The sequence below is a fragment of the Delftia sp. WSY_7 genome (assembly GCF_043104845.1).
GTDB lineage: Bacteria > Pseudomonadota > Gammaproteobacteria > Burkholderiales > Burkholderiaceae_C > Comamonas > Comamonas tsuruhatensis.
Map to the genome: position 1 here is coordinate 31783 of NZ_JBICLB010000001.1, position 22961 is coordinate 54743.

At 66.5% G+C, this 22961-nt stretch carries 18 protein-coding genes and 1 tRNA gene; 8 read left to right on the forward strand and 11 right to left on the reverse strand.

The window, feature by feature from the left end:
• Window positions 1-2: 2 nt before the first annotated feature.
• The 4 genes from hydA to ACF8ME_RS00180 form a co-directional block, all read right to left on the reverse strand.
• Window positions 3-1463, reverse strand: a complete 1461-nt coding sequence (gene hydA / locus ACF8ME_RS00165; protein ID WP_126312383.1) for a dihydropyrimidinase — start codon at window positions 1461-1463, stop codon at window positions 3-5.
• A gap of 30 nt (window positions 1464-1493) precedes the next feature.
• Window positions 1494-2987, reverse strand: coding sequence for an NCS1 family nucleobase:cation symporter-1 (locus ACF8ME_RS00170; RefSeq protein WP_279492824.1), 1494 nt, complete (start codon window positions 2985-2987; stop codon window positions 1494-1496).
• Window positions 2988-3119: 132 nt separating this feature from the next.
• Window positions 3120-4439, reverse strand: a complete 1320-nt coding sequence (gene preA, locus ACF8ME_RS00175) for an NAD-dependent dihydropyrimidine dehydrogenase subunit PreA (RefSeq protein WP_013803150.1) — start codon at window positions 4437-4439, stop codon at window positions 3120-3122.
• A 34-nt stretch (window positions 4440-4473) separates the two neighbouring features.
• Window positions 4474-5841, reverse strand: coding sequence for an NAD(P)-dependent oxidoreductase (locus tag ACF8ME_RS00180; protein ID WP_392414851.1), 1368 nt, complete (start codon window positions 5839-5841; stop codon window positions 4474-4476).
• 324 nt (window positions 5842-6165) lie between these two features.
• Here ACF8ME_RS00180 and ACF8ME_RS00185 point away from each other — a divergent pair, with 324 nt between their 5' ends.
• Window positions 6166-6846 carry a TetR/AcrR family transcriptional regulator gene (locus tag ACF8ME_RS00185; protein WP_016445276.1) on the forward strand — a complete coding sequence of 227 codons (681 nt, stop codon included), beginning with the start codon at window positions 6166-6168 and terminating at the stop codon, window positions 6844-6846.
• A 4-nt stretch (window positions 6847-6850) separates the two neighbouring features.
• Window positions 6851-7381: a spermidine N1-acetyltransferase gene (gene speG, locus ACF8ME_RS00190; RefSeq protein WP_016445275.1), complete on the forward strand. Its 531-nt coding sequence runs from the start codon at window positions 6851-6853 to the stop codon at window positions 7379-7381.
• A gap of 146 nt (window positions 7382-7527) precedes the next feature.
• Here the strand turns inward: speG and ACF8ME_RS00195 are convergent.
• From ACF8ME_RS00195 to ACF8ME_RS00205, 3 genes are all read right to left on the reverse strand, one after another.
• Window positions 7528-7604, reverse strand: a tRNA-Val gene (locus ACF8ME_RS00195).
• A gap of 67 nt (window positions 7605-7671) precedes the next feature.
• The gene (locus tag ACF8ME_RS00200; RefSeq protein ID WP_016445274.1) at window positions 7672-9921 is read right to left on the reverse strand and encodes a bifunctional (p)ppGpp synthetase/guanosine-3',5'-bis(diphosphate) 3'-pyrophosphohydrolase; all 2250 of its coding nucleotides are present in this window, start codon (window positions 9919-9921) and stop codon (window positions 7672-7674) included.
• Complete coding sequence (locus ACF8ME_RS00205) at window positions 9918-10925, reverse strand: alpha/beta fold hydrolase (RefSeq protein ID WP_392414938.1); 1008 nt, start codon at window positions 10923-10925, stop codon at window positions 9918-9920. The genes ACF8ME_RS00200 and ACF8ME_RS00205 overlap by 4 nt, the downstream gene beginning before the upstream one ends.
• 69 nt (window positions 10926-10994) lie before the next feature.
• Here ACF8ME_RS00205 and ACF8ME_RS00210 point away from each other — a divergent pair, with 69 nt between their 5' ends.
• Window positions 10995-11789, forward strand: a complete 795-nt coding sequence (locus tag ACF8ME_RS00210) for a 3-hydroxybutyrate dehydrogenase (RefSeq protein WP_016445272.1) — start codon at window positions 10995-10997, stop codon at window positions 11787-11789.
• 72 nt (window positions 11790-11861) lie between these two features.
• Here ACF8ME_RS00210 and ACF8ME_RS00215 read toward each other — a convergent pair whose 3' ends face one another.
• On the reverse strand, window positions 11862-12608 hold the full coding sequence (locus ACF8ME_RS00215; RefSeq protein ID WP_034363125.1) for an SIMPL domain-containing protein: 747 nt from the start codon (window positions 12606-12608) through the stop codon (window positions 11862-11864).
• A 305-nt stretch (window positions 12609-12913) separates the two neighbouring features.
• On the opposite strand from ACF8ME_RS00215, the gene ompR reads away from it, so the two are divergent.
• A complete protein-coding gene (gene ompR, locus ACF8ME_RS00220; RefSeq protein WP_017404718.1) occupies window positions 12914-13651 on the forward strand; it encodes a two-component system response regulator OmpR in 738 nt (245 codons plus the stop codon).
• Between the two features lie 242 nt (window positions 13652-13893).
• Entirely contained in the window at window positions 13894-15396 is a 1503-nt protein-coding gene (locus ACF8ME_RS00225) for an ATP-binding protein (protein ID WP_012204699.1), read from the forward strand.
• A 101-nt stretch (window positions 15397-15497) separates the two neighbouring features.
• On the opposite strand, the gene ispF is transcribed toward ACF8ME_RS00225, so the two are convergent.
• Entirely contained in the window at window positions 15498-15977 is a 480-nt protein-coding gene (ispF, locus tag ACF8ME_RS00230) for a 2-C-methyl-D-erythritol 2,4-cyclodiphosphate synthase (protein ID WP_013803157.1), read from the reverse strand.
• Between the two features lie 16 nt (window positions 15978-15993).
• Complete coding sequence (gene ispD / locus ACF8ME_RS00235) at window positions 15994-16824, reverse strand: 2-C-methyl-D-erythritol 4-phosphate cytidylyltransferase (RefSeq protein ID WP_046238331.1); 831 nt, start codon at window positions 16822-16824, stop codon at window positions 15994-15996.
• 161 nt (window positions 16825-16985) lie between these two features.
• On the opposite strand from ispD, the gene mfd reads away from it, so the two are divergent.
• The 3 genes from mfd (at window position 16986) to serB (ending at window position 22011) form a co-directional block, all read left to right on the forward strand.
• A complete protein-coding gene (gene mfd / locus ACF8ME_RS00240; protein ID WP_392414854.1) occupies window positions 16986-20480 on the forward strand; it encodes a transcription-repair coupling factor in 3495 nt (1164 codons plus the stop codon).
• Between the two features lie 16 nt (window positions 20481-20496).
• Window positions 20497-21162, forward strand: a complete 666-nt coding sequence (locus tag ACF8ME_RS00245; RefSeq protein ID WP_392414856.1) for a hypothetical protein — start codon at window positions 20497-20499, stop codon at window positions 21160-21162.
• Window positions 21163-21297: 135 nt separating this feature from the next.
• Window positions 21298-22011, forward strand: coding sequence for a phosphoserine phosphatase SerB (serB, locus tag ACF8ME_RS00250; protein WP_016445267.1), 714 nt, complete (start codon window positions 21298-21300; stop codon window positions 22009-22011).
• A gap of 108 nt (window positions 22012-22119) precedes the next feature.
• Here serB and ACF8ME_RS00255 read toward each other — a convergent pair whose 3' ends face one another.
• Window positions 22120-22779, reverse strand: a complete 660-nt coding sequence (locus ACF8ME_RS00255) for a recombinase family protein (RefSeq protein WP_236884663.1) — start codon at window positions 22777-22779, stop codon at window positions 22120-22122.
• Window positions 22780-22961: the final 182 nt, after the last annotated feature.

A 22961-nucleotide genomic window follows, 5' to 3' on the forward strand; every position in this document is an offset into this window, starting at 1 on the left:
CTTCAGCGCGCCACGGCCGTGGGCTGCAGCGTGGCGGCGCGGCGCTGCACCGCGTCGAAGTTGGGGCCGAAGGCAGGGCGCTTGATATAGCGCCCCTTGCCTTTCTCGGCACGCAGATCGCCCTGCGCATAGGCCACCACGCCCTGGCTGATGGTGTGGCTGGGCATGCCTTGCACGGTGCGTCCCTCGAAGATGTTGTAGTCGCCCTTGGAATGCTGGGTCTTGACCGACAGGGTGTGCGTGGCGGCAGGGTCCCATACGACCAGATCGGCATCGGCGCCCACGCCGACCAGGCCCTTGCGCGGATAGATGTTGAAAAGCTTGGCCGTGTTGGCCGAGGTGATGGCCACGAATTCGCTGGGCGTCAGCCGGCCGGTGTTCACGCCCGCATCCCAGATCACGGCCAGGCGCTCCTCCACGCCGCCGGTGCCGTTGGGGATCTTGGCGAAGTTGTCCCGGCCCATGGCTTTCTGCGCGGCGCAGAAGGTGCAATGGTCGGTGGCCGTGGTGTGCAGCTGGCCCGACTGCAGGCCCTGCCACAAGGCCTCCTGGTGGCCCTTGGCCCGGAAGGGCGGGCTCATCACGTGGGCGGCCGCCTTGGCGAAGTCGGGGTCGCGGTACACGCTTTCGTCGATCACCAGATGGCCGGCCAGCACTTCGCCATACACGCGCTGGCCGCGTGCACGGGCCGCGGCAATGGCCTGCGCCGCCTCGGTGCAGCTGACATGCACCACGTAGATGGGCACGCCCAGCACGCCGGCGATGGCGATGGCGCGGTTGGCCGCCTCGGCCTCCACCATGGGCGGGCGGGCCAGCGGGTGGCCTTCGGGCCCGGTGATGCCCATCTTGGCCACTTCCTGCTGCAGCAGGTAGACCAGCTCGCCGTTTTCGGCATGCACCGTGGGCATGGCGCCCAGCTCCAGCGCGCGCTTGAAGCTGTTCACCAGGGTTTCGTCGTCGCACATGATGGCGTTCTTGTAGGCCATGAAGTGCTTGAAGCTGTTGATGCCCTCCTCGCGCACCAGCGTGCCCATGTCGGCATGGACGCTGTCGCTCCACCAGGTGACGGCCACGTGGAAGGAGTAGTCCGCCGCAGCCTTCTCGGCCCAGCCGCGCCATTTGCGGTAGGCGTCCAGCAGCGGCTCCTGCGGATCGGGAATGACGAAGTCGATGATGCTGGTCGTGCCGCCGGCCAGCGCCGCCGCCGTGCCGGTGTAGAAGTCATCGGCCGTGACCGTGCCCATGAAGGGCAGTTGCATGTGGGTGTGCGGATCGATGCCGCCGGGCATGACGAACTGCCCCGAGGCATCGATCACCTGTGCCCCGGCCGGCACCAGGGCCGCCACATCCGGCCCCACGGCCGCGATCGCCCCATCCACACACAGCACGTCGGCCTTCTCTTGCCGGTCTGCATTCACCACCGTGCCGCCACGCACCCATACCGAACCCTGTGATTGACCCATAGCGTCATGCCTCCTGTTGGTTGGTCCGGCCTATGCCTTGCTCAGCGCGGGAGCGCCCTTGGTCACCTGGCCTGCCATGCCGATGCGGTACACCACGCCGGCAATGAACAGGCCGATGAACCATGCGTAGTCATAGGCATGCTTGAAGAAATCACCCACGTTCGGGAATGCAGCGGGGAACGCTGCGTGCAGGAAGCCGGGCAGGTTGGGCGCCACGCCCAGGGCGAAGGCGGCCACGGCGACCCAGTTCCAGCCGTTGGAGTAGCTGTAGACGCCCTCTTCCCTGTACAGGTCTTCCACCACCAGCTGCTTTTTGCGCACCAGGAAGTAGTCCACCATCAGAATGCCCGCGATCGGCCCCAGCAGTGCCGAGTAGCCGATCAGCCAGGTGAAGATGTAGCCCTCGGTCGATTCCAGGATCTTCCAGGGCATCATCACGATGGCAATGGCCACCGTCATGTAGCCGCCCACGCGGTAGCTGATCTTCCTGGGCGCCAGGGCGGAGAAGTCATAGGCCGGCCCGACCAGGTTGGCCGCCAGGTTCACGCTCACGGTGTCGATCAGCAGCACGATCAGCGCGATCAGAACGGCCGCGCCCGTCATGCGGCTGGCGACATCCACGGGATCCCACAGGGCCTTGCCGTAGATCACCACGGTGCCCGATGTCACCACCACCGCCAGCATGGCCAGCAGCCCCATGGGCACGGGCAGGCCGATGGCCTGGCCCACCACCTGGTCCTTCTGCGACTTGGCAAAGCGCGTGAAGTCCGGAATGTTCAAGGCCAGCGTGGCCCAGAAGCCCACCATGGCCGTCAGCGACGGCCAGAACACCGACATGAACTGGCCCGCCTTGGGGCCGCCCGGCGCGTACTGCGAAGGCTGCTCCATGATGGGGCCGAAGCCGCCGGCCTTCTGGTAGACCCATCCCAGCAGCACGAAGCAGATCAGGATCTTGAGCGGCGCTGTCCAGGTCTCGAGCTTGCGGATGGACTCGATGCCATGCACCACGAAGTAGAACTGGATCGCCCAGAACACCAGAAAGCACACCAGCTGCCCCACATTGATGCCCAGGCCAGCGATCTTCTCGCCTTCCAGCGGATGGCCCAGCAGCACGCCCAGCAGGGTGTAGATCATCATGCCGCCGAACCAGGTCTGGATGCCGTACCAGCCACAGGCCACCAGGGCCCGCAGCATGGCCGGCAGCTTGGCGCCGTGGGTGCCGAACGAGGCACGGGCCAGCACAGCGAAAGGAATGCCGTACCTGGCCCCGGCATGGCCGATGAGCAGCATGGGAATCAGCACGATGAGATTGCCCAGGAACACCGTCATCACCGCCTGCGACCACGACATGCCGTTCGTGATCATGCTGGCGGCCAGCGTGTATGCCGGGATGCACATCACCATGCCTATCCACAGGGCGGCGAAGTGGTACCAGGTCCAGGTGCGCTGGCTAGGCAGCGTGGGTGCGAGGTCGTGGTTCCACAGGCTGCCTGCGGACTCACCGGAATGCGGGGCATGCGACATTGCGAAGCTCCTTCTCGAAGAGAGAAATCACCAATCCATTGCTGATCCAGGGTCTGACCGTTTCCATCAAGCGCATTTCGTGCCAGGTCGGCCCGGATGCGGGCCGTGCGCCGACCTGCCGCAATGCCACCTCTAGCCCTGCGCCGTCACGGCCTGGCGCATGGGGTTGTTCGGGTGCGTGGTCCAGTTCGCATACTCCCCGGTGACCGTCTGGCCGGTGCGGGGGTCCACCTCGCCCGGCTGCAGGCTGCGCATGGTGATGCACTCGGGCACGGGGCAGATGGACACGCACAGGTTGCAGCCCACGCATTCGGTGTCATCCACCTCGAAGCGGCGCACACCGCCCTCCTTGCTGAAAGTGATGGCCTGGTGGGAGGTGTCCTCGCAGGCCACGTGGCAGCGCCCGCACTGGATGCAGCTGTCCTGGTTGATGACGGCCTTGTCGATGTGGTTGAGGTTGAGGTCCTTCCAGTCCCTGACCGTGGGCACGGCCCGGCCCTGGAAGTCCTCGATGCGCGCAAAGCCGTGCGCGTCCATGTAGTTGGACAGCCCGTCGCACATGTCCTGCACGATGCGAAAGCCGTAGACCATGGCCGCCGTGCACACCTGGACATTGCCGCATCCCAGCGCGATGTATTCGGCCGCGTCCTTCCAGGTGGTGATGCCGCCGATCCCCGAGATGGGCAGGCCCGCCGTCTGCGGATCGCGCGCGATCTCGGCCACCATGTTCTGGGCGATGGGCTTCACGGCCGGGCCGCAGTAGCCGCCGTGCGAGCCCTGGCCGTCGGTGCTGGGGTGCATGACCAGGGTGTCCAGGTTCACGCCCATCAGCGAGTTGATGGTGTTGATCAGGGACACCGCATCCGCCCCGCCGGCCTTGGCTGCCCGCGCGGGAAAGCGCACGTCGGTGATGTTGGGCGTGAGCTTCACGATCACCGGCAGCCGGCTGTACTGCTTGCACCACTGCGTGACCATCTGGATGTACTCGGGCACCTGGCCCACGGCCGCGCCCATGCCGCGCTCGCTCATGCCGTGCGGGCAGCCGAAGTTCAGCTCCAGCCCGTCGGCGCCGGTGTCCTCCACCATGGGCAGGATGCGCTTCCAGCTTTCCTCCACGCAGGGCACCATCAGCGAGGCGATCAGCGCGCGGTCAGGCCAGGCCTTCTTCACGCGGGTCATCTCCTCCAGGTTGGTGCGCAGCGGCCGGTCGGTGATCAGCTCGATGTTGTTCAGGCCCATCACGCGCCGGTCCTGCGCCATGAGGGTGGAGTAGCGCGGCCCGTTCACGTTGACCACATGCGGGTCCTCGCCCAGCGTCTTCCACACCACGCCGCCCCAGCCGGCCTCGAAGGCGCGGGTGACGTTGATCTCCTTGTCCGTGGGCGGTGCCGAGGCCAGCCAGAACGGATTGGGGCTGGAAATGCCCAGAAAGCGGCTGCTGATGTCTGCCATGTCGATGCTCCTTGAAAAGCGCGGGCACAGCCGCTCAAACCCCGGCCGCCACGGCGCTGGTCAGCGCCTGGTGCATGGCTCGCGCGGCGACCTTGCCGTGCTCCACCGCCTGCACGGTCAGGTCCTGGCCACCGGCGCGGCAGTCGCCGCCGGCCCACACGCGCGGCACGCTGGTGCGGCCTTCGTCGTCGGTGTCGATGCGGCCGTCACGCAAGGCAATGGCCGCGCCCGCCGGCGTGGCGACATAGGTCTGGCCAATGGCCTTGAGCACCATGTCGGCCGGCACGTCGAACACCTCCTGCGTCACCTGCAGCCTGTCGCCCTCCATGCGGGTGCAAGCCATGCGCACGCCGCAGACCTTGCCGTCCTGCACCAGGATCTCCTGGGGCGCGGCCCACAGCCGCAGGTTGACGCCATGGGTCTGCGCCCATTCCTGCTCCACCCAGGAGGCGGACAGCGCATCCTTGCCCCGGCGGTAGAACATGGTGACCTCGTCGGCCCCCAGCAGCCGGGCCTGCACGGACGCATCCACCGCCGTCATGCCGCCGCCGATCACCACCACGCGCCGGCCCACCGGCACCGTGGATTTGTCGGCCGCCTGGCGGATGTCGGCAATGAAGTCCACCGCATTGCGCAAGCCTTCGGCCTGCGGCTCGGCCGCGCCCAACGCATTGACGCCCGCCAGGCCCAGGCCGAGGAATACGGCGTCATGCTCTGCCAGCAGCGAATCCAGCGTGAAATCTCGCCCCAGCCGCTGGTTGTTGCGCGGCGTGATCCCGCCCACGGACAGCAGCCAGTCGATTTCCTTTTGCGCAAAATCACCGGGGGTCTTGTAGCTGGCCAGGCCGTATTCATTGAGCCCGCCCAGCTTGGGCCGGGCATCGAACAGCACCACGTCGTGGCCCTGCAGCGCCAGTTGGTGCGCGCAGGTCAGGCCGGCAGGGCCAGCGCCGACCACGGCCACCTTGCGGCCCGTGGCGGCGGCACGCTGGAACAGCGGTGCACCACCGGAGGCCATGAAGGCATCGGTCGCATAGCGTTGCAGTGCACCAATTTCGACCGGCTTGTCTTCCTGGGTGTTGCGCACGCAGGCCTGCTCGCACAGTTGCTCCGTGGGGCAGACACGGGAGCACATGCCGCCCAGCGGGTTGGCAGTGAGGATCTCGCGCGCCGCGCCACGGACGTTGTCCTGGGCGATGCGGGCGATGAAGGCCGGCACATCGATGCTGGTGGGGCAGGCCGTAGTGCACGGCGCGTCATAGCAGTAGTAGCAGCGCTCGGCCTCGATCAGGGCCTGGGCGCGGTTCAGCGGAGGGTGGGCGTCGGAGAAATTGGCCGCGTAGTCGGCCAGGTTCAGGCGGCCGGCGGCAATGCCGCAGGCGCGTTGCGCGGGGCTATCCATGGTGCATCCTCCAGAGTCAGGATTGAGGGCGTGAAGGGGGATACGGCATGCAGGGCCATGCCGGGCCATCTCGGACAACGCAAGGCGGCCCGCAGGAGGAACTCCTGCAAGGCCCCGGATCCAGCAACACAGTCTTCGGAGGTTTCATCGTGGTCCTCGCATGTGCAAGTGACGCCTCTTGTCGGGCGCACTGGGGGTGGAACGGAATTTACGCGGGTGAAAAAATTTACCAATCAGTAAAATCACCCAGAAAGTCGTCAGCAAGAAAGATGCCAGACAATCGCACCAAAATGGCGCCACTTATCTCCACTTACCATCTGCGCAATGGCAACCCTTTCTGACAATGCGCCCTCCCCCCAGGCCCGATCGGCCACGCGCAAGCCCACCGCTGCACGGCTGCGCAAGGAGCTGAACATCCTGCAGACGGCCGAACTGCACTTTGCGCAATACGGCTTCGAAGGCGCATCGCTGGAACTGATCGCGCACGACGCCGGCCTCAGCCGCCACAACCTGCTGTACTACTTCGCCAGCAAGGAGGAGCTGTACCTGCGCGTGCTGGGCGATGTGCTGACGCAGTGGCTGGCCGGCATGTCCGACCTGCTGCGCGGCGACGACCCGGCGGAGGCCTTGCGCATCTACATCCGGGCCAAGCTGCAGTCCTCGCGCGAGCGGCCCCATGGCTCCCGTGTCTTCACGCGCGAGGTGATGGCCGGCGCGCCCCGCTTCGGACAGGCCATATCGAGCCAGGTAGGCCCGGCGCTGGCAGCCGACGTGCAGGCCTTCGAGCGCTGGGTGGCGCAGGGCAAGATTGCCCGCGTGGATTTCACCCACCTGATGTTCATCCTCTGGTCCGTGACCCAGGCCTACGCCGACCAGCAGGCCCAGTTCGCGCTGCTGCTGGGCCGGCCGGAACTGACCGCCGACGACTACGACACGGCGGCCGATCTGATCTACCGGCTGGTAATCCGTGGCCTGCAGCCGGATACCGCGGCTCTCGCACAATGAGCGCATGAATCACAGCATCCGCCTGAGACCCCTGGAGCGCGAAGATCTGCGCTCCGTGCATCTGCTCAACAACAATGCCGCCATCATGCGCTACTGGTTCGAGGAGCCTTACGAGACCTTCGACGAGCTTTCCGCGCTCTACGACGCGCACGTGCACGACCAGACCGAGCGCCGCTTCATCGTCGAGCACCAGGGCGATCGCGCCGGTCTCGTCGAGCTGGTGGAGATCGACCTGATCCACCGGCGCGCCGAGTTCCAGATCATCATCGCCCCCGAGCAGCAGGGCCAGGGCATCGCAGCCCAGGCAACGCGGCTGGCGCTGGACTATGGCTTCAAGACGCTCAACCTGCACAAGATCTTTCTCCATGTGGACCAGGAGAACGAGAAGGCCATCCACATCTACGCGCGCATAGGCTTCGTGCAGGAAGGCGTGCTGATCGACGAGTTCTTCGCCAACGGCCAGTACCGCAACGCCATCCGCATGTACCTGCTGCAAAACGACTACCTGCAGGCACAGGCCGGAGTCGGCACCTGACCTCCTGACAGAGGAGCGCGGGCCCTGCCCGCCTCCTTGACCGGCAAGTCGCCCCATCGTTGGCGGGCGCACAAACAAAAAAACCAAACAAAAAAGCCTTCTGAGTGATCAGAAGGCTTCTTGCATTCCATCTGGCAATGGAAAATTGGTAGGCGCGATTGGACTCGAACCAACGACCCCCACCATGTCAAGGTGGTGCTCTAACCAGCTGAGCTACGCGCCTGTGTTTGTTCGAGAAAGCGATTCTAGCACGGGTTTTCCAGGGCTCCAGCAAAAATACCCGAACAGGCTCAGCGCCGCCGTGCCGAACGCACGCCCGCCACGGCTGCCACAATGCCCAGCACCTTGTTGAGGCGACCGGAATCGGCCACTTCCACGGTGAAGGTCATCCAGGCCGTTCCCTTGACGGATTGGGTCTGCACGCCGATGACATTCGTCTTCTCCCGCGCAAAGACTTCGGAGATATCGCGCAGCAGGCCCTGCCGGTCGGCCGCTTCCACGGACACATCGACCGGGTAGACGGCCGAGGCCACGGCCGCCGCCTTGGGCTGGCCCCAGGCCACGTCGATCACGCGCTCGGAATTGCGCGCTGCCATTTCACGGAAGTTGGAGCAGTCGCAGCGGTGCACGCTCACGCCCTTGCCGCGCGTGACAAAGCCCCGGATGTCGTCCGGCGGCGCAGGCTTGCAGCACTTGGCCAGCTGCGTCATCAGCGAATCCACGCCCACGACCAGCACGCCGCCCTTGGGCGAGTCTGTGCCGCGTGCCTTGCGCACCGGGGAGAATTCCTCGACTTCCTCCTCCGCCTCGGCCGGTCGCAGCACGGTCTCGATGTTGCGCAGCGAGTATTCATCCTTGCCGACGACTTCGAACAAGGCATCGGCCGATTTGAAGCCGAGCTGAACGGCCAGCTCCTCCAGCTTGACGGCCGTCTTGCCCTCGCGCTGCAGCAGTTTCTCGACCGCCTCGCGGCCGCGCGCCACGGTCTCGTGCGTGGCCTGGGCATTGAACCAGGCACGCACCTTGGCCTTGGCCCGGTTGCTGGTCAGGTAGCCGAGGTCAGCGTTGAGCCAGTCGCGCGAGGGGCGCCCCTCCTTGACCGTGGTGATCTCCACGGTCTGGCCGTTTTGCAGCGGCGTGTTCAGCGGCACCATGGCGCCGTCCACGCGCGCGCCGCGGCAGCGGTGGCCCAGGCTGGTGTGCACCGAGTAGGCAAAGTCCACGGGCGTTGCGCCCTGCGGCAGCTCGATGACGGCCGCGTCAGGGGTGAGCACGTAGATGCGGTCCTCGAACAGGCCCCGATGGTGGGCGCCCGCCAGGTCGCTGCCCCAGGCCAGCAACTGGCGCAGCACGGCGATCTTGGCGTCGTACTCGCTGCTGGCGGTGACGCCCGCGTATCCCTTGGTGCCCGCCTCCTTGTAGGCCCAGTGGGCGGCCACGCCGTGCTCGGCATGGTCGTGCATGGCCTGGGTGCGGATCTGGATCTCGATGGCGCGGCCCGTCTCGTCGCGCACCACGGTGTGCAGCGACTGGTAGCCGTTGGGCTTGGGCTTGGCGATGTAGTCGTCGAATTCCGCCTCGATGGGCGTGAACTGCTCGTGCACCCAGGACAGGGTGGCGTAGCAGTCCTTGATCGTGGGCACGACGACACGCATGGCGCGGATGTCGAAGACCTGGTCGAAGTTCAGCGACTTGCCTCGCATCTTCTTGACGATGCTGTAGATGTGCTTGGGCCTGCCTTGCACGGTGGCGCTGATGCTGTGCGCGCGCAGGTCGGCCTCCAGCCGTGCGCGCATCTGCTCCATATAGGCTTCACGCTCCACGCGCTTTTCATCGAGCAGGCGGGCCACTTCGCGGTAGGTCTCGGGCTCCAGGAAGCGCAGGGACAGATCCTCCAGCTCCCACTTGATCTGCCAGATGCCCAGCCGGTTGGCCAGCGGCGCAAACACCGTCAGCGCCTCGCGCGCAATGCCGGGCGAGACCGGGCGCTTGCTGGCCGCGTAGTAGCGCAGCGTCTGCAGGCGCGACGCCAGCCGCAGCAGCACCACGCGCAGGTCGCGCGAGAAACCCAGCAGCATCTTGCGCACGTTCTCGGTCTGCGTGGCCTCATCGTCCAGGTACTGGCCGCCCAGCTCTGCACCGCGCGCCTGCTCCTGCACGCGCATGAGCTTGTTGGTTTCCACGGCCAGGGTGGCGAAATTCTCGCCAAAGGCCTTGGCGATCACTTCCTGCGGGCGATTGAGGTGCACGCTGGCATGCACCAGATAGATCGCCGCCTGCATGGTTTCGGAGCCGCCGATGGTCTTGAGGATGGCAGCCACCGCATCGGCATGGGCCATGGTGTTCTCACCGGACTCCATGGTCTCGGTGGCGATCAGCGGCTCGGCAAAGCTGCGCGCGCGCGCCAGCGCGTTGACCTGTTCGGGCAGGGTCTGCGACGTGGCCGTGATCAGGTGCGGCAGCACCGACGGCACCTGGCCCGGCGCGGCTGCGCCGGGCGAAGGCGCCTGCACGGCGGCCTCGCTGCTGGCAGTCTTCATTCGTCACTCTCCCTGGCCTGCTCGGCAAGATTCATGGTGCTTGGCAAGCGCTCTTCTCCCCATAAGAACCGGCACAGCAAGGCCACCTGCCCTGCCGCGACGAAGGTGGGCGCATGCCCCACCCCTTCAAATTCCACGCAATGCGCCTTCGGGCCGCGCTGCGCCATGGCCTGTGCCGTGGCCGCCGTCAGCAGATCGGACTGCGCACCACGAACTAGCAAGACGCGTGCCTTGATCTGGTCATACAGCTGCCACAGCAGCGCTTCGCCGGCTTGGGCCATCTCGCGCGTCATGTGCTGCAGGGGCACCGCAATCTGAGGGTCATAGTGCAGGACAAGGCCGCCATCGGCGGCCGGCCGCATCATAGGTCGCGTCAATCGCAACCATTGCCCTTCGCTATGTGGGCCGAAGCCTTCGGAAATCAAGAGCAGCGCATGGGCTGCCTGCTCAAGATTTTCAAAATGCGCGCCCTTGCCCAGGTACTGCCCTATGCGCTCCAGGGCAGACCACTCGATGACAGGCCCCACATCGTTGAGCACCAGCCTGCGAATGGGCGCCGGCAGCGGCAGCCCCGGCTGGCCCGCAAGCGCCATGCCGATCAGCCCGCCCATGCTGGTGCCCACCCAGTCCAGTTGCACGACAGGCGCCTGCGCATGCACCTGGGCCAGCAAGGCCAGCATGTCGGCTGCGTAAAGAGGCACCTGGTAGGCGGCCGGATCCTGCAGCCAGTCGCTTTCGCCACGCCCGACCACGTCGGGGCAGATCACGCGGGCACGTTCGCTGAGCCGCTCGGCCAACGCGTCGAAGTCACGCCCCTGGCGCGAAAGGCCGTGCACGCAGACCACGACATGGGGATGGTGCGGATCGCCGGTGCGATTCCATTCCCAATAAGCCATGCGGTGCGAAGCATTCTCTTGAGCAGCCGGGCTGGCAGTACGGCTCCAGGGTGAGGCACGCCCGGCAACCCCCGGGCAGGATACGTAGTTCAGCGTAGGATGATTCATGGAAACGCATTCGCGGAGCCGGCGCCGATAATGGCTGTGTTGCATCGTACATTCATTCGGAGACTCTCTATGTTGAAAGGCAAGACCGCCCTCGTGACCGGCTCGACCAGCGGCATCGGCCTCGGGATCGCGAAGGCGCTGGCCCGCCAGGGCGCCAATATCGTGCTCAATGGTTTCGGCGATGTGGATGGCCCGCGTGCCGAAGTACTGGCCGCAGGCCAGGCCGCTGGCGCCCAGGTCGCCTATCACGGCGCCGACATGAGCCGCGTGGCGGACATCGAGGACATGGTCCAGTACAGCGTGCGCAATTTCGGCCAGATCGACATCCTCGTGAACAATGCCGGCATCCAGCACGTGGCGCGCGTGGAAGACTTCCCTCCCGAGCGCTGGGACGCCATCATCGCCATCAACCTGTCCAGCGCCTTCCACACCTCGCGCCTGGTCCTGCCCATGATGCAGGCGGCCGATGGCGGCAAGGGCTGGGGCCGCATCATCAACGTGGCCTCGGTGCACGGCCTGGTGGGTTCGGCGCAGAAGTCTGCCTACGTGGCGGCCAAGCACGGCATTGTCGGGCTGACCAAGGTCACGGCGCTGGAGAACGCCACCTCCGGCATCACCTGCAACGCCATCTGCCCCGGCTGGGTGCTGACGCCACTGGTGCAAAAGCAGGTGGACGCCAAGGCCGAGCAGCACGGCATCAGCAACGAAGAAGCCAAGAAGCTGCTGCTGGGCGAGAAAGAGCCCTCCATGCAGTTCACCACGCCCGAGGAACTGGGCGAACTGGCGGTGTTCTTCTGCTCGCCCGCCGCAGCCAATGTGCGCGGCGTGGCCTGGAACATGGATGGCGGCTGGGCGGCGCAGTAAGCGCGCCAGCACCGGTTCACGTCAAAAAAGGAGCGCCACGGCGCTCCTTTTTCATGGGCGGCCCACGCCTGCTCAGTACATCTGCACAGAGCCCGACACGTGGACCATCACCTGCGCCTTGCCCGCTTCCACGGACACGGCATCCATTTCCGCGCCGGCGGCCTTGGCGGACATGGCCATCATGCGCGGACGCGGCATGGGCACGGAGGTGTCGCTGCTGCTGACATTGACCTCGCGCAGGCTGTAGTTGGCAAAGCCGAAGCTCTTGGACAGCGTGGTGGCACGCTGTTTGAACTGCTCGATGGCCTTGGCCTGGGCCTCGCCTTCGACCTTTTCACGGGCCTCGCGCGACAGGCCGAAGCCCACTTGCGACAGCGTCATGTCCTGCACCTGGGCCGCCGTCTGCGTGATGCGCGCGAAGTCGCGGCCCTGCAGAAGAATCTCGGCGCGGCCCTGCCAGCCTTCCACCTTGTTGTCCTTGCCATAGCGCGGATAGATGCCGAAGCTGCCGGTGCTCACATCCATCTGGCCCGGCTGGGCGCTGCGCTTGGTCACGGCCATGGCGGCCTCGACCACCTTCTGCAGCTGGGACTGGACCGTGGCGGCATCGCGCCCTTCGCGCGTGGCCGACAAGGTGGCGGTCAGCAGGTCCTGCACCACGTCCACCGAGCCTTCTGCAGACAACTGCACCACGTTGGCAGGCTGTGCCGGCGCCGTGGCGGCGTTCTGCGCCCAGGCACCGCTGGCACAGGCCAGCGCAGTGGCCGCGACCACGGACTTGACCCAGGGGCGGGACAGCTGTTTGGAAAGCTTGCTCATGCGTTCACCCTTTGAAATGAAAGGTAGTTCAGGGATACAACTGCATGCCGCCCTTTCGCTACGGCATGCCGCCAGATGGTGACAGGTGTGGAGCCAAGCAGGCCTGCCGGCTCCTCCATTGACAACATTATTGCAACGATAAATGCATCAGCATGGAAAACCCATAGTTAAATATTCTAAAGACACATTTTCCGTTCTAAATTTAAACGCAACATCTGTAACACACGGCAATATTTCGGGGGTTTGTCCAGACTTTTCGGCGCAAGCTGGTAACAATGGCGGCTGTTACAAATGACCGACCGAGGATGAACATGGCCACTACGACCAACCGCACCGACAAGATCCTGGTGGTGGATGACGATGCGCGCATCCGCGACCTGCTGCGCCGCTACCTGACGCAGGAAGGCTTCGAGATCATGATTGCCGAAGATGGCAAGGCGCTGAACCGCATCCTGCTGCGCGAAACGGTGGACCTGATCGTGCTTGACCTGATGATGCCCGGCGAAGATGGCCTGTCCATCTGCCGCCGCCTGCGCTCGGCCAACGACCGCACGCCCATCATCATGCTGACCGCCAAGGGCGAGGATGTGGACCGCATCGTGGGCCTGGAAGTGGGCGCCGACGACTACCTGGGCAAGCCCTTCAACCCGCGCGAACTGCTGGCCCGCATCCATGCCGTGCTGCGCCGCCGCCCGCCGCAGGAAGCGCCGGGCGCGCCTTCCGGCGACAACGAGGTGGTGAGCTTCGGCCCCTTCACCTTCGACCTGGGCACGCGCGTGCTGCAAAAGAACGGCGAGGAACTGCCGCTGACCACGGGCGAATTCGCCATGCTCAAGGCCCTGGTGCGCCACCCGCGCCAGCCGCTGTCGCGCGAGAAGCTGGCCCTGCTGGCGCGCGGCCGCGAGTTCGAGCCCTTCGACCGCAGCCTGGACGTGCAGGTCTCGCGCCTGCGCAAGCTGATCGAGGAAGATGCCGCCGCACCGCGCTATATCCAGACGGTCTGGGGCGTCGGCTATGTGTTCGTACCGGACGGCGCGAACTGAAATGCATCACCCCCTGAGGCGCTGCGCGCCTTCCCCCTCTCTCGCTCCGCGGGAGGGGGACGACGCCCTCGCCGCGAGGCGGCTCTTGCTCGGCGTCCCTGGGTTGGGGCCGTAACGTTTTATGTGCCGTTGACAATGCGCAGCGCCAAAACCTCACCCTGTCGACCGAGACAACCGGTAACGCAGGCTGGCCGGCACAGGCGTAATCTCGCAGCCGGCCCCTAGAATGACGAACCGCTTCCATGAGTTCCTTCACCGTCCCGCCCCATGACGCCACCAGCCCTGCGCCGCTCGACTACGAGCGGCGCATGACTGCGCGCTCTCCGCTGGGACTCAACCTTTTTTGGCGTACCTTCTGCCTGCTGGCCCTGCTGTTGGTGGGCAGCATCCTGGCGTGGCTGCAGACGCTGCGCGCCTTCGAGTTCGAGCCGCGCACGCTGCACACCGCCCAGCAGATCGCCTCGCTGGTCAACCTCAGCCGCGCGGCCCTGGTGCATTCGGATGCCATCAACCGCGTCTCGCTGATCAAGACCATGGCCGACCAGGAAGGCGTGCGCATTCTGCCGCGCGAGCCTGGCGACAGCTTCGAGCTGCTGGACCAGAGCACGCTGGGCAAGCGCCTGACCGAGGAGCTCACGCGCCGCCTGGGCTACGGCACCATCGTGGCGCGCAGCGTCAATGGCGAGCCGGGGCTGTGGGTGGGCTTCACCATCAATGGCGACCGCACCTGGCTGCTGATGGACCGCTCGCGCTTCACGCCGGCCAGCGGGCGCACCTGGCTGATCTGGCTGATCACGGCCGGCCTGCTGTCCCTGGCGGGGGCGGCAGCCATCGCGCGCCTGATCAACCGGCCACTCAAGCAGTTGAGCTATGCGGCCAACCGCGTGCGAGATGGCGACTTCGACGCCAGCCAGCTGGACGAGGAAGCCGTCACCAGCGAGATCCGCGAGGTCAACATCGGCTTCAACCGCATGGCGCAGAAACTGGCCCAGCTGGAGCAGGACCGTGCGGTGATGCTGGCCGGCATCTCCCACGACCTGCGCACGCCGCTGGCCCGCCTGCGGCTGGAGACCGAGATGAGCGTGGTGGACGACGTGGCGCGCGAGCACATGGTGGCCGACATCGTGCAGCTGGACGCCACCATCGACAAATTCCTGGACTACGCCCGCCCCGACCATGTGACCCTCAACCCGGTGAACCTGCATGCCGTGGTGTCCTCCTGCGTCTATGCGGTGCAGGACCACCGCGAGCTGCAGATCAGCATGGCCGTGCCCGAAGGCGTCTATGTGCTGGCCGACGAGGTGGAACTGGCGCGCGTGATCTCCAACCTGTTCGAGAACGCACGCCGCTACGGCAAGACGCCAGAGACCGAAACCACCCACGTGGATGTGACGGCATCGGAACGCGAAAGCTGGGTGGTGATCCGCATCCGCGACCATGGCCGTGGCGTGCCGCCCGAGCAGCTGGCCAGCCTGACCCAGCCCTTCTTCCGTGGCGACTCCGCGCGCACGGCCGCAGCGGGGGCGGGCCTGGGCCTGTCCATCGTGGACAAGACGGTGCAGCGCATGGGCGGCGTGTTTGCGCTGTCCAACTCCTCCACGGGCGGACTGGTTGCCCATGTTCAGTTGCAGCGTGCCTCGGGCGTGGCCAAGGGTGCCGAGCCCGAGCAGCGTCTGCAGCGCCCGCAGATCAAGCGCCAGCTGCCCCCGCGTGCGCAGGACGGCGCCCTGGACGGAGAGGACTGAGCCCGCAGCGCGCGTTCGGCAGATACGTTCGGCAGATACAAAGGCCCCGGCGATCGTTGACCGATCGCCGGGGCCTTTTGCATGGGGATGGCCCCCTCCGGTCAGGCGCGGAACAGCAAGGCGGCGGCGCGCGCCTCCATGGCCTGCTGCTGGCCCACGGGGCCGAGCTTTTCGGCCGTCTTGGCCTTGACGTTGACCTGGTCCAGCGCCAGCCCCAGCGCCGTGGCGATGCGCTCGCGCATGGCAGGAATGTGCGGCGCCAGCTTGGGGGCCTGGGCAATGATGGTGCTGTCGATGTTGCCGATCTCCAGCCCCGTGGCGCGCACGCGGCGCGCCGCTTCCACCAGCAGCACCAGCGAATCGGCGCCACGGAATTCGGGGTCGGTGTCGGGGAAATGCCGGCCGATGTCGCCCAGCGCCGCGCCGCCCAGCAGCGCGTCGGTGATGGCGTGCAGCAGCACGTCGGCATCGGAATGGCCCAGCAGCCCCAGTTCGTGCGGCACCTCGATGCCGCCCAGGATCAGCTTGCGCCCGGGCACCAGGGCATGCACGTCCCAGCCCTCGCCAATACGAAAATTCATGTGAAACATTCCAGGTTCAGAAAAATGGATTGCCCGACGCCTGCGGATGGTCGCGCTGGCCCCGGTATCGCTCCAGCGTGGTGCTGCGCTCGCGCTGCGACAGCACGGCGGCGGCCAGCGCGAAATCGTCCGGATAGGTGACCTTGAAGTTCTGCGCGCCGCCGGGCACCAGGCGCGGGCGCTGGCCCACGGCCTCCATGGCACTGGCCTCGTCGGTCACGGCCGAGCCGGCGTGCTGCAGCGCATCGAGCAGCGGCGCGATGCGGAACATCTGCGGCGTCTGCGCCAGCCATTTGTCGCTGCGGTCCACCGTGCCCGCCACGCGCACCCCGCTGGGCCCGGCCACGGCCGTCTTGAGTGTGTCGGGCAGCTTGTGCGCCAGCAGGCCGCCCACGGCATCGTGCTCGCAGGCGTCGATCAGGGCATCGATGAGCGCGGGCGTCACCAGGCAGCGCGCGGCGTCGTGCACCAGCACCCAGTCATGCGCGCCCGCACCGCGCGCCAGCAGCTCCTTCAGGCCGTTGGTCACGGATTCGGCCCGCGTGGCGCCTCCGCATGCCGCCGTGGAGTAGCGCGTGGGCGACGGGCCCGGCAGGCCCTGGCGCCAGAAATCATCGCCGGGCGCGATCACCACCAGCGTGTGGTGTACGCGCGTTGCACCCGCAAAGGCGGCCAGCGTGTGCGCCACCATGGGCGCACCGGCCACCAGGTGGTATTGCTTGGGCAGTTCAGGCGCAGGCGCATCGGGTGCGATGGCGCGCGAGCCCGTGCCCGCGCAGGGGATCAAGGCCCACAGGCGGGCCGGCTCCAGGGACGCGGGCGCAGCCGCCGCAAGCAGATCTGTCATGGTGGCGCATTGTAGTGACGGCCATGTGCCGCCATGGCCATGCGGGCATGCCTGCATGGCCGCCATGCGTGCTGGCTAAAATGCTTCGATACCCCTCTGCGCGTGCCGAGGGGTTTTGTCGTTACTTCGCCCAGGCGCTGCGGCGCCCACGTCCAAGCACCATGGAACTGCCCAAGCTCACTCCCGGAAAACGCTTCACCCTGCCCCGCCCCGTGGGCAGCGCCGACGCCCTGCTGCTGGCCCGCCTGGGCGAGCGCGAGAAGGCGGCAGGCCGGGTGATAGCCATCGTCACGGCCGACGCCTCGGATGCCCAGCGGCTGATCGACGAGATGGCCTTCTTCGCCCCGGGCCTGCGCTGCGCGCTGTTCCCAGACTGGGAGACCCTGCCCTACGACAGCTTCTCTCCCCACCAGGACCTGATCAGCGAGCGCCTGGCCACGCTGTGGCGCATCAACCAGCGCGACAAGGAGCATGGCGCCGACGTGGTGCTGGTGCCCGCCACCACGGCGCTGTACCGGCTGGCGCCACCCTCCTTTCTGGCCGGCTACACCTTCGAGTTCAAGAGCGGCCAGAAGCTGGACGAGGCCAAACTCAAGGCCCAGCTGACCCTGGCCGGCTACCAGCATGTCTCCCAGGTGGTCAGCCATGGAGAGTACGCGGTGCGCGGCGGCCTGATCGACCTGTTCCCGATGGGCTCGCTGCAGCCCTACCGCGTGGACCTGTTCGACGACGAGATCGACTCCATCCGCACCTTCGATCCCGACACCCAGCGCAGCCTCTACCCCGTGCCCGAGGTGCGCCTGCTGCCCGGCCGCGAGTTCCCCATGGACGAGGACGCGCGCGCCAAGTTCCGCCAGCGCTGGCGCGAGCTGCTGGAGGGCGATCCCACGCGCAGCCGCATCTACAAGGACATGGGTCAGGGCATTGCCACGGCCGGCATCGAGTACTACCTGCCGCTGTTCTTCGACGAAACGGCCACCGTGTTCGACTACCTGGGTGCCGATGCCACCGTGGTCATGCATGGAGACCTGGAGCCGGCCTTCCAGCGCTTTTGGCAGGACACCAAGGAGCGCTTCCGCCTGGTGCAGGGCGACCCCGAGCGCCCGGCCCTGCCGCCCGAGGTGCTGTTCCTGTCCGCCGACCAGTTCTACACGCGCGCCAAGGAGCACGCCCAGCTCGCGCTGCGCCCAGGCACCGAGGACGTGGCCAACAGCGCCATCTTCCAGAAGCTGGAGGACCTGTCCGTGGTGCGCGGCGCGGAAGACCCTCTGGCGCGCCTGCAAAGGCACATTGCCGCCAGCGCCCACCGCGTCCTGCTGCTGGCCGAGTCCGATGGCCGGCGCGAAAGCCTGCTGGACTTCTTCCGCGCCTCGGGCGTGAACCCGCCGGTCTTCGACTCGCTGGCCGAGTTCCAGGGCGATGCGGGCGAGAAGGTGGGCATTGCCACGGCCGGGCTGATGAACGGCTTCGCCTGGGTGGAGGAAGGCCTGGACTTCGTCACCGAGACCGAGCTGTTCGCCACCAGCCCCACGGGCCGCAGGCGCCGCCGTCAGGAGCAGGTCAGCGATGTCGAGGCACTGATCAAGGACCTGTCCGAACTCAAGGTGGGCGACCCCGTGGTGCACTCGGACCACGGCATCGGCCGCTACCAGGGCCTGGTCCACATGGACATGGGCCAGAAGAACCCCGACGGCACGCCGGCCGTGCAGGAATTCCTGCACCTGGAGTACGCTGGCAACGCCGTGCTCTACGTGCCCGTCAGCCAGTTGCAGCTGATCAGCCGCTACACGGGCGTCTCACCCGAGGACGCGCCGCTGCACAAGCTCGGCGGCACGCAGTGGGAAAAGGCCAAGCGCAAGGCGGCCGAGCAGGTGCGCGACTCCGCGGCCGAGCTGCTGAACATCTACGCACGCCGCGCCGCACGCCAGGGCCATGCCTTCCGCTACTCGCCCCAGGACTACGAGCAATTCGCCAACGACTTCGGCTTCGAGGAAACGGCGGACCAGCGCGCCGCCATCCACGCCGTGATCCAGGACATGATCAGCCCCCAGCCCATGGACCGCCTGGTCTGCGGCGACGTGGGCTTCGGCAAGACCGAGGTGGCGCTTCGCGCGGCCTTCGTGGCCATCACGGGCGGCAAGCAGGTGGCCTTTCTCGCGCCCACCACGCTGCTGGCCGAGCAGCATTACCAGACCCTGGTGGACCGCTTCTCCAAGTGGCCGATCAAGGTGGCCGAAGTCTCGCGCTTTCGCTCGGGCAAGGAGATCACGGCGGCCGTCAAGGGCATTGCCGACGGCTCGGTGGACATCGTCGTGGGCACGCACAAGCTGCTGTCCGAGTCCACGCAGTTCAAGAACCTGGGCCTGCTGATCATCGACGAGGAGCACCGCTTCGGCGTGCGCCACAAGGAAGCCATGAAGGCCATGCGCGCCGAGGTGGACGTGCTCACGCTGACGGCCACGCCCATCCCGCGCACCATGGGCATGGCGCTGGAAGGCCTGCGCGACCTGTCCGTCATCGCCACCGCGCCCCAGCGGCGCCTGGCCATCAAGACCTTTGTGCGCAACGAGGGCACGGGCGTGATCCGCGAGGCCGTGCTGCGCGAGCTCAAGCGCGGCGGCCAGTGCTACTTCCTGCACAACGAGGTCGAGACCATCGAGAACCGCAAGCAAAAGCTCGAGGAAATCCTGCCCGAGGCCCGCATCGCCGTGGCCCACGGCCAGATGCCCGAGCGCGAGCTCGAGCGCGTCATGCGCGACTTCGTGGCCCAGCGCTACAACATATTGCTGTGCTCGACCATCATCGAGACCGGCATCGACGTGCCCAGCGCCAACACCATCCTCATCAGCCGCGCCGACAAGTTCGGCCTGGCCCAGCTGCACCAGCTGCGCGGCCGCGTGGGCCGCAGCCACCACCAAGCCTATGCCTACCTGATGGTGCCCGACCTGGACAGCCTGACCAAGCAGGCCCAGCAGCGGCTGGAGGCCATCCAGCAGATGGAGGAACTGGGCTCGGGCTTCTACCTGGCCATGCACGACCTGGAGATCCGCGGCGCCGGCGAGGTGCTGGGCGAGAACCAGAGCGGCAACATGATGGAGGTGGGCTTCCAGCTCTACAACGAGATGCTGTCCGAGGCCGTGCGCAGCCTCAAGGCCGGCAAGGAGCCCGATCTGCTCAGCCCGCTGTCGGCCTCCACCGACATCAACCTGCACGCGCCGGCCCTGCTGCCGGGCGACTACTGCGGAGATGTGCACCTGCGCCTGTCCTTCTACAAGAAACTGGCCACGGCCCGCACCAGCGACCAGATCGACACCCTGCTCGAAGAAATCGTGGACCGCTTCGGCAAGCTGCCGCCCCAGGCGCAGACGCTGATCGACGTGCACCGCCTGCGCGTGCTGTCCCAGCCCTACGGCGTGGTCAAGGTCGATGCGGCGCCCGGCGTGATCAACATCACCTTCAAGCCCCAGCCGCCGGTGGACCCGATGGCCATCATCCACCTCATCCAGAAGAACAAGCACATCAAGCTGGCCGGCAACGAGAAGCTGCGCATAGAGCGCGCCCTGGACAACCCCAAGGACCGCGCCCAGATGGTGCGCGACGTGCTGCGCAGCCTGGGCCAGCCGCTGGTGGAGGCGAAGGCGGCCCAGCCCGCATAGAAGGGTTGTCCTAGCCATGTTCCTCGAAGCGAGCATCGCCCTGCTGGCCCTGGCCGCCGCGCTGTGGCTGCGCCCCTGGCGCATGCTGGCCGGCCGCCCGGGCCCGGGCGGGCCGCTGGACCGCATGGCCTCGCCCCTGGTCACGCCGCTGCTGGGCGTGCTCGTGCTGCTGCCCTGGATCTGGGCCCTGCCCGCGCTGCACCGCATGCCGCTGCAACTGCAGTGGTCCTCGGCGCCGCTGGTGGTGCTCATGCTGGGCTGGCCTCTGGCCGTGCCGCTGCTGCTCGTCGTGGGCGGGCTGGCGGCCCTGCTGTCGCCGGCCCTGGGCTGGGGAGATGCGCTGGGCATCTCGGTCTGGCAGGGCATCGTGCCCGCCACGCTGGCCATGCTCTGGGGCGCGGCGCTGCGGCGCTGGCTGCCGCACCAGATCTTTGTCTTCATTCTCGCGCGCGGCTTTGCGGGCACGGTGCTGTGCGTCTTCATCTCGGCCCTGCTGGCCCAGGCCGCAGGCCACTCGCTTCCCGGTGTCAACGAGGACCTGTCGCGCATTGCGCGCTGGCTCATGGCCTGGGGCGATGCCGTGGTCACCGGCATGGTGACGGCCATCTTCGTGGTGTTCCGTCCCCAATGGCTGGCCACCTGGTCGGACGCCATCTACCTGCGCCGCCCGCCCGCGCCCTGAGGGCGCATCCAGGCACAAGCCGTGGCGCGCCGCAGTGCCAAGGCCAGTGACTGCGCCGCGCGGCCCTGGCTCTGGATATGATTCGCGCCTGATACCCGCCAGCCCGGCGGCCCGTCCCTTTTTGCTGCCCCACCCATGACCGATGTCACCGAATTCGCGCCCGGACTGCTGATCCGCGGCATCCAGCCGCCACTGAAGCTGGCCGACTACAAGCTCATCGCGTTCGACATGGACTCGACGCTGATCACCATCGAATGCATCGACGAGATCGCCGACGCCACCGGCAAGAAGGCCGAGGTCGCGGCCATCACCGAAGCCACCATGCGCGGCGAGATCACCGACTTCAAGGACAGCCTGCGCCAGCGCGTGGGCAAGCTCGTCGGCGTGACCGAGGCCGACATGGCCCGCGTGCTGGCCGAGCGCCTGAAGCTCTCCCCGGGCGCCGAAACCCTGGTGCGCGCAGCCCAGGCTGCGGGCCTGAAGGTGCTGCTGGTCTCGGGCGGCTTCACCTACTTTGCCGAGCACGTGCGCGGCATGCTGGGCATCGACTTCGTGCGTGCCAACGTGCTGGAGATGCGCGATGGCGCGCTGACCGGCGGCCTGATCGAGCAGCCCTGGGGCGACATCTGCGACGGCGCCGAAAAGCGCCGCACGCTGCTGGAAGTCGCCTCGCTGCTGGGCATTCGCCCCGACCAGTGCATCGCCGTGGGCGACGGCAGCAACGACATTCCCATGATGCAGGTCGCAGGCCTGTCCGTGGCCTACCACGCCAAGCCGCGCGTGCGCAACGAGGCCAAGGTCTCCATCACCGAAGGCGGCCTGGACCGCCTGCTGGAAGTGCTGCGCTGAAAACCGGCGGCGGGGGCTGGCGCAGGCCGCTGCACTGCTCCGCAATCAATGGCTTTTGAAGCAATCAAAATTGATAGCAAAAGCCATTAAAAGCACTCAAAAACCCACTCAAAGAGTGGGTTTTACGTTGTTATAGACCAACTGCCTGAGCTGACCATATCTGCGAGGTCTACGGCCGGTAGCCTCTGCGTGCAAGCGGAAGACACTGGACGGGCTGACACCATATGCCTCCGCAATGGCACGCTGCGGAATACCGGAATCAGCAAGCTGGATGATCTCGTTTGCATCCTGCAAAGGAATGCTCGGCGGCCGGCCAAGGGTCTTGCCCTTCTTGATTGCCTCAAGCTGCCCGGCCATGCACCGCTCTCTAATCAAGCTCCGCTCAAACTCTGCAACAGCGCCAAGGACCTGCAGCATCATCCGCCCCATTGAAGTCTCCACGTCGACAGGCTCTGTGAGACTGCGAAGCCTGGCTCCTACTCCCTGAACATGCTCAATGATGCGGATCAAATCGCGCAGACTACGAGCGAGCCGATCCAGCTTGTAAACGACGAGCTCATCACCACGACGAAGACGCAGCAATAGAGCTTCGAGCTCGGGCCTGTGCTTCACCGCTGATCGTTTTTCCTGAATAACCTCATGACACCGTGCCGCGACAAGTGCACTCGCCTGCATTGATGTGTCTTGATCCAGGGTGCTGACTCGCGCATACCCATAACGCATACGTTCTCCTAGCGTATTTTGTGGAAATGAAAATGCCTGCAGCAATACCGTTTCTCAGGGCACGCAGCAGGCTTGGTCAATTTGCGAGGGTTTTGCCAACGCGCGAAACGCCTCGGCTTACGAGGGCTGCGGCTGGACGATGTGTTCGACCTGGTCGAAATCTGGAAGCGCGGGCCAGGCGCGGTTTCGACCTGATGGACGATGGCGCCGGGCATGTTGCGCGGCAA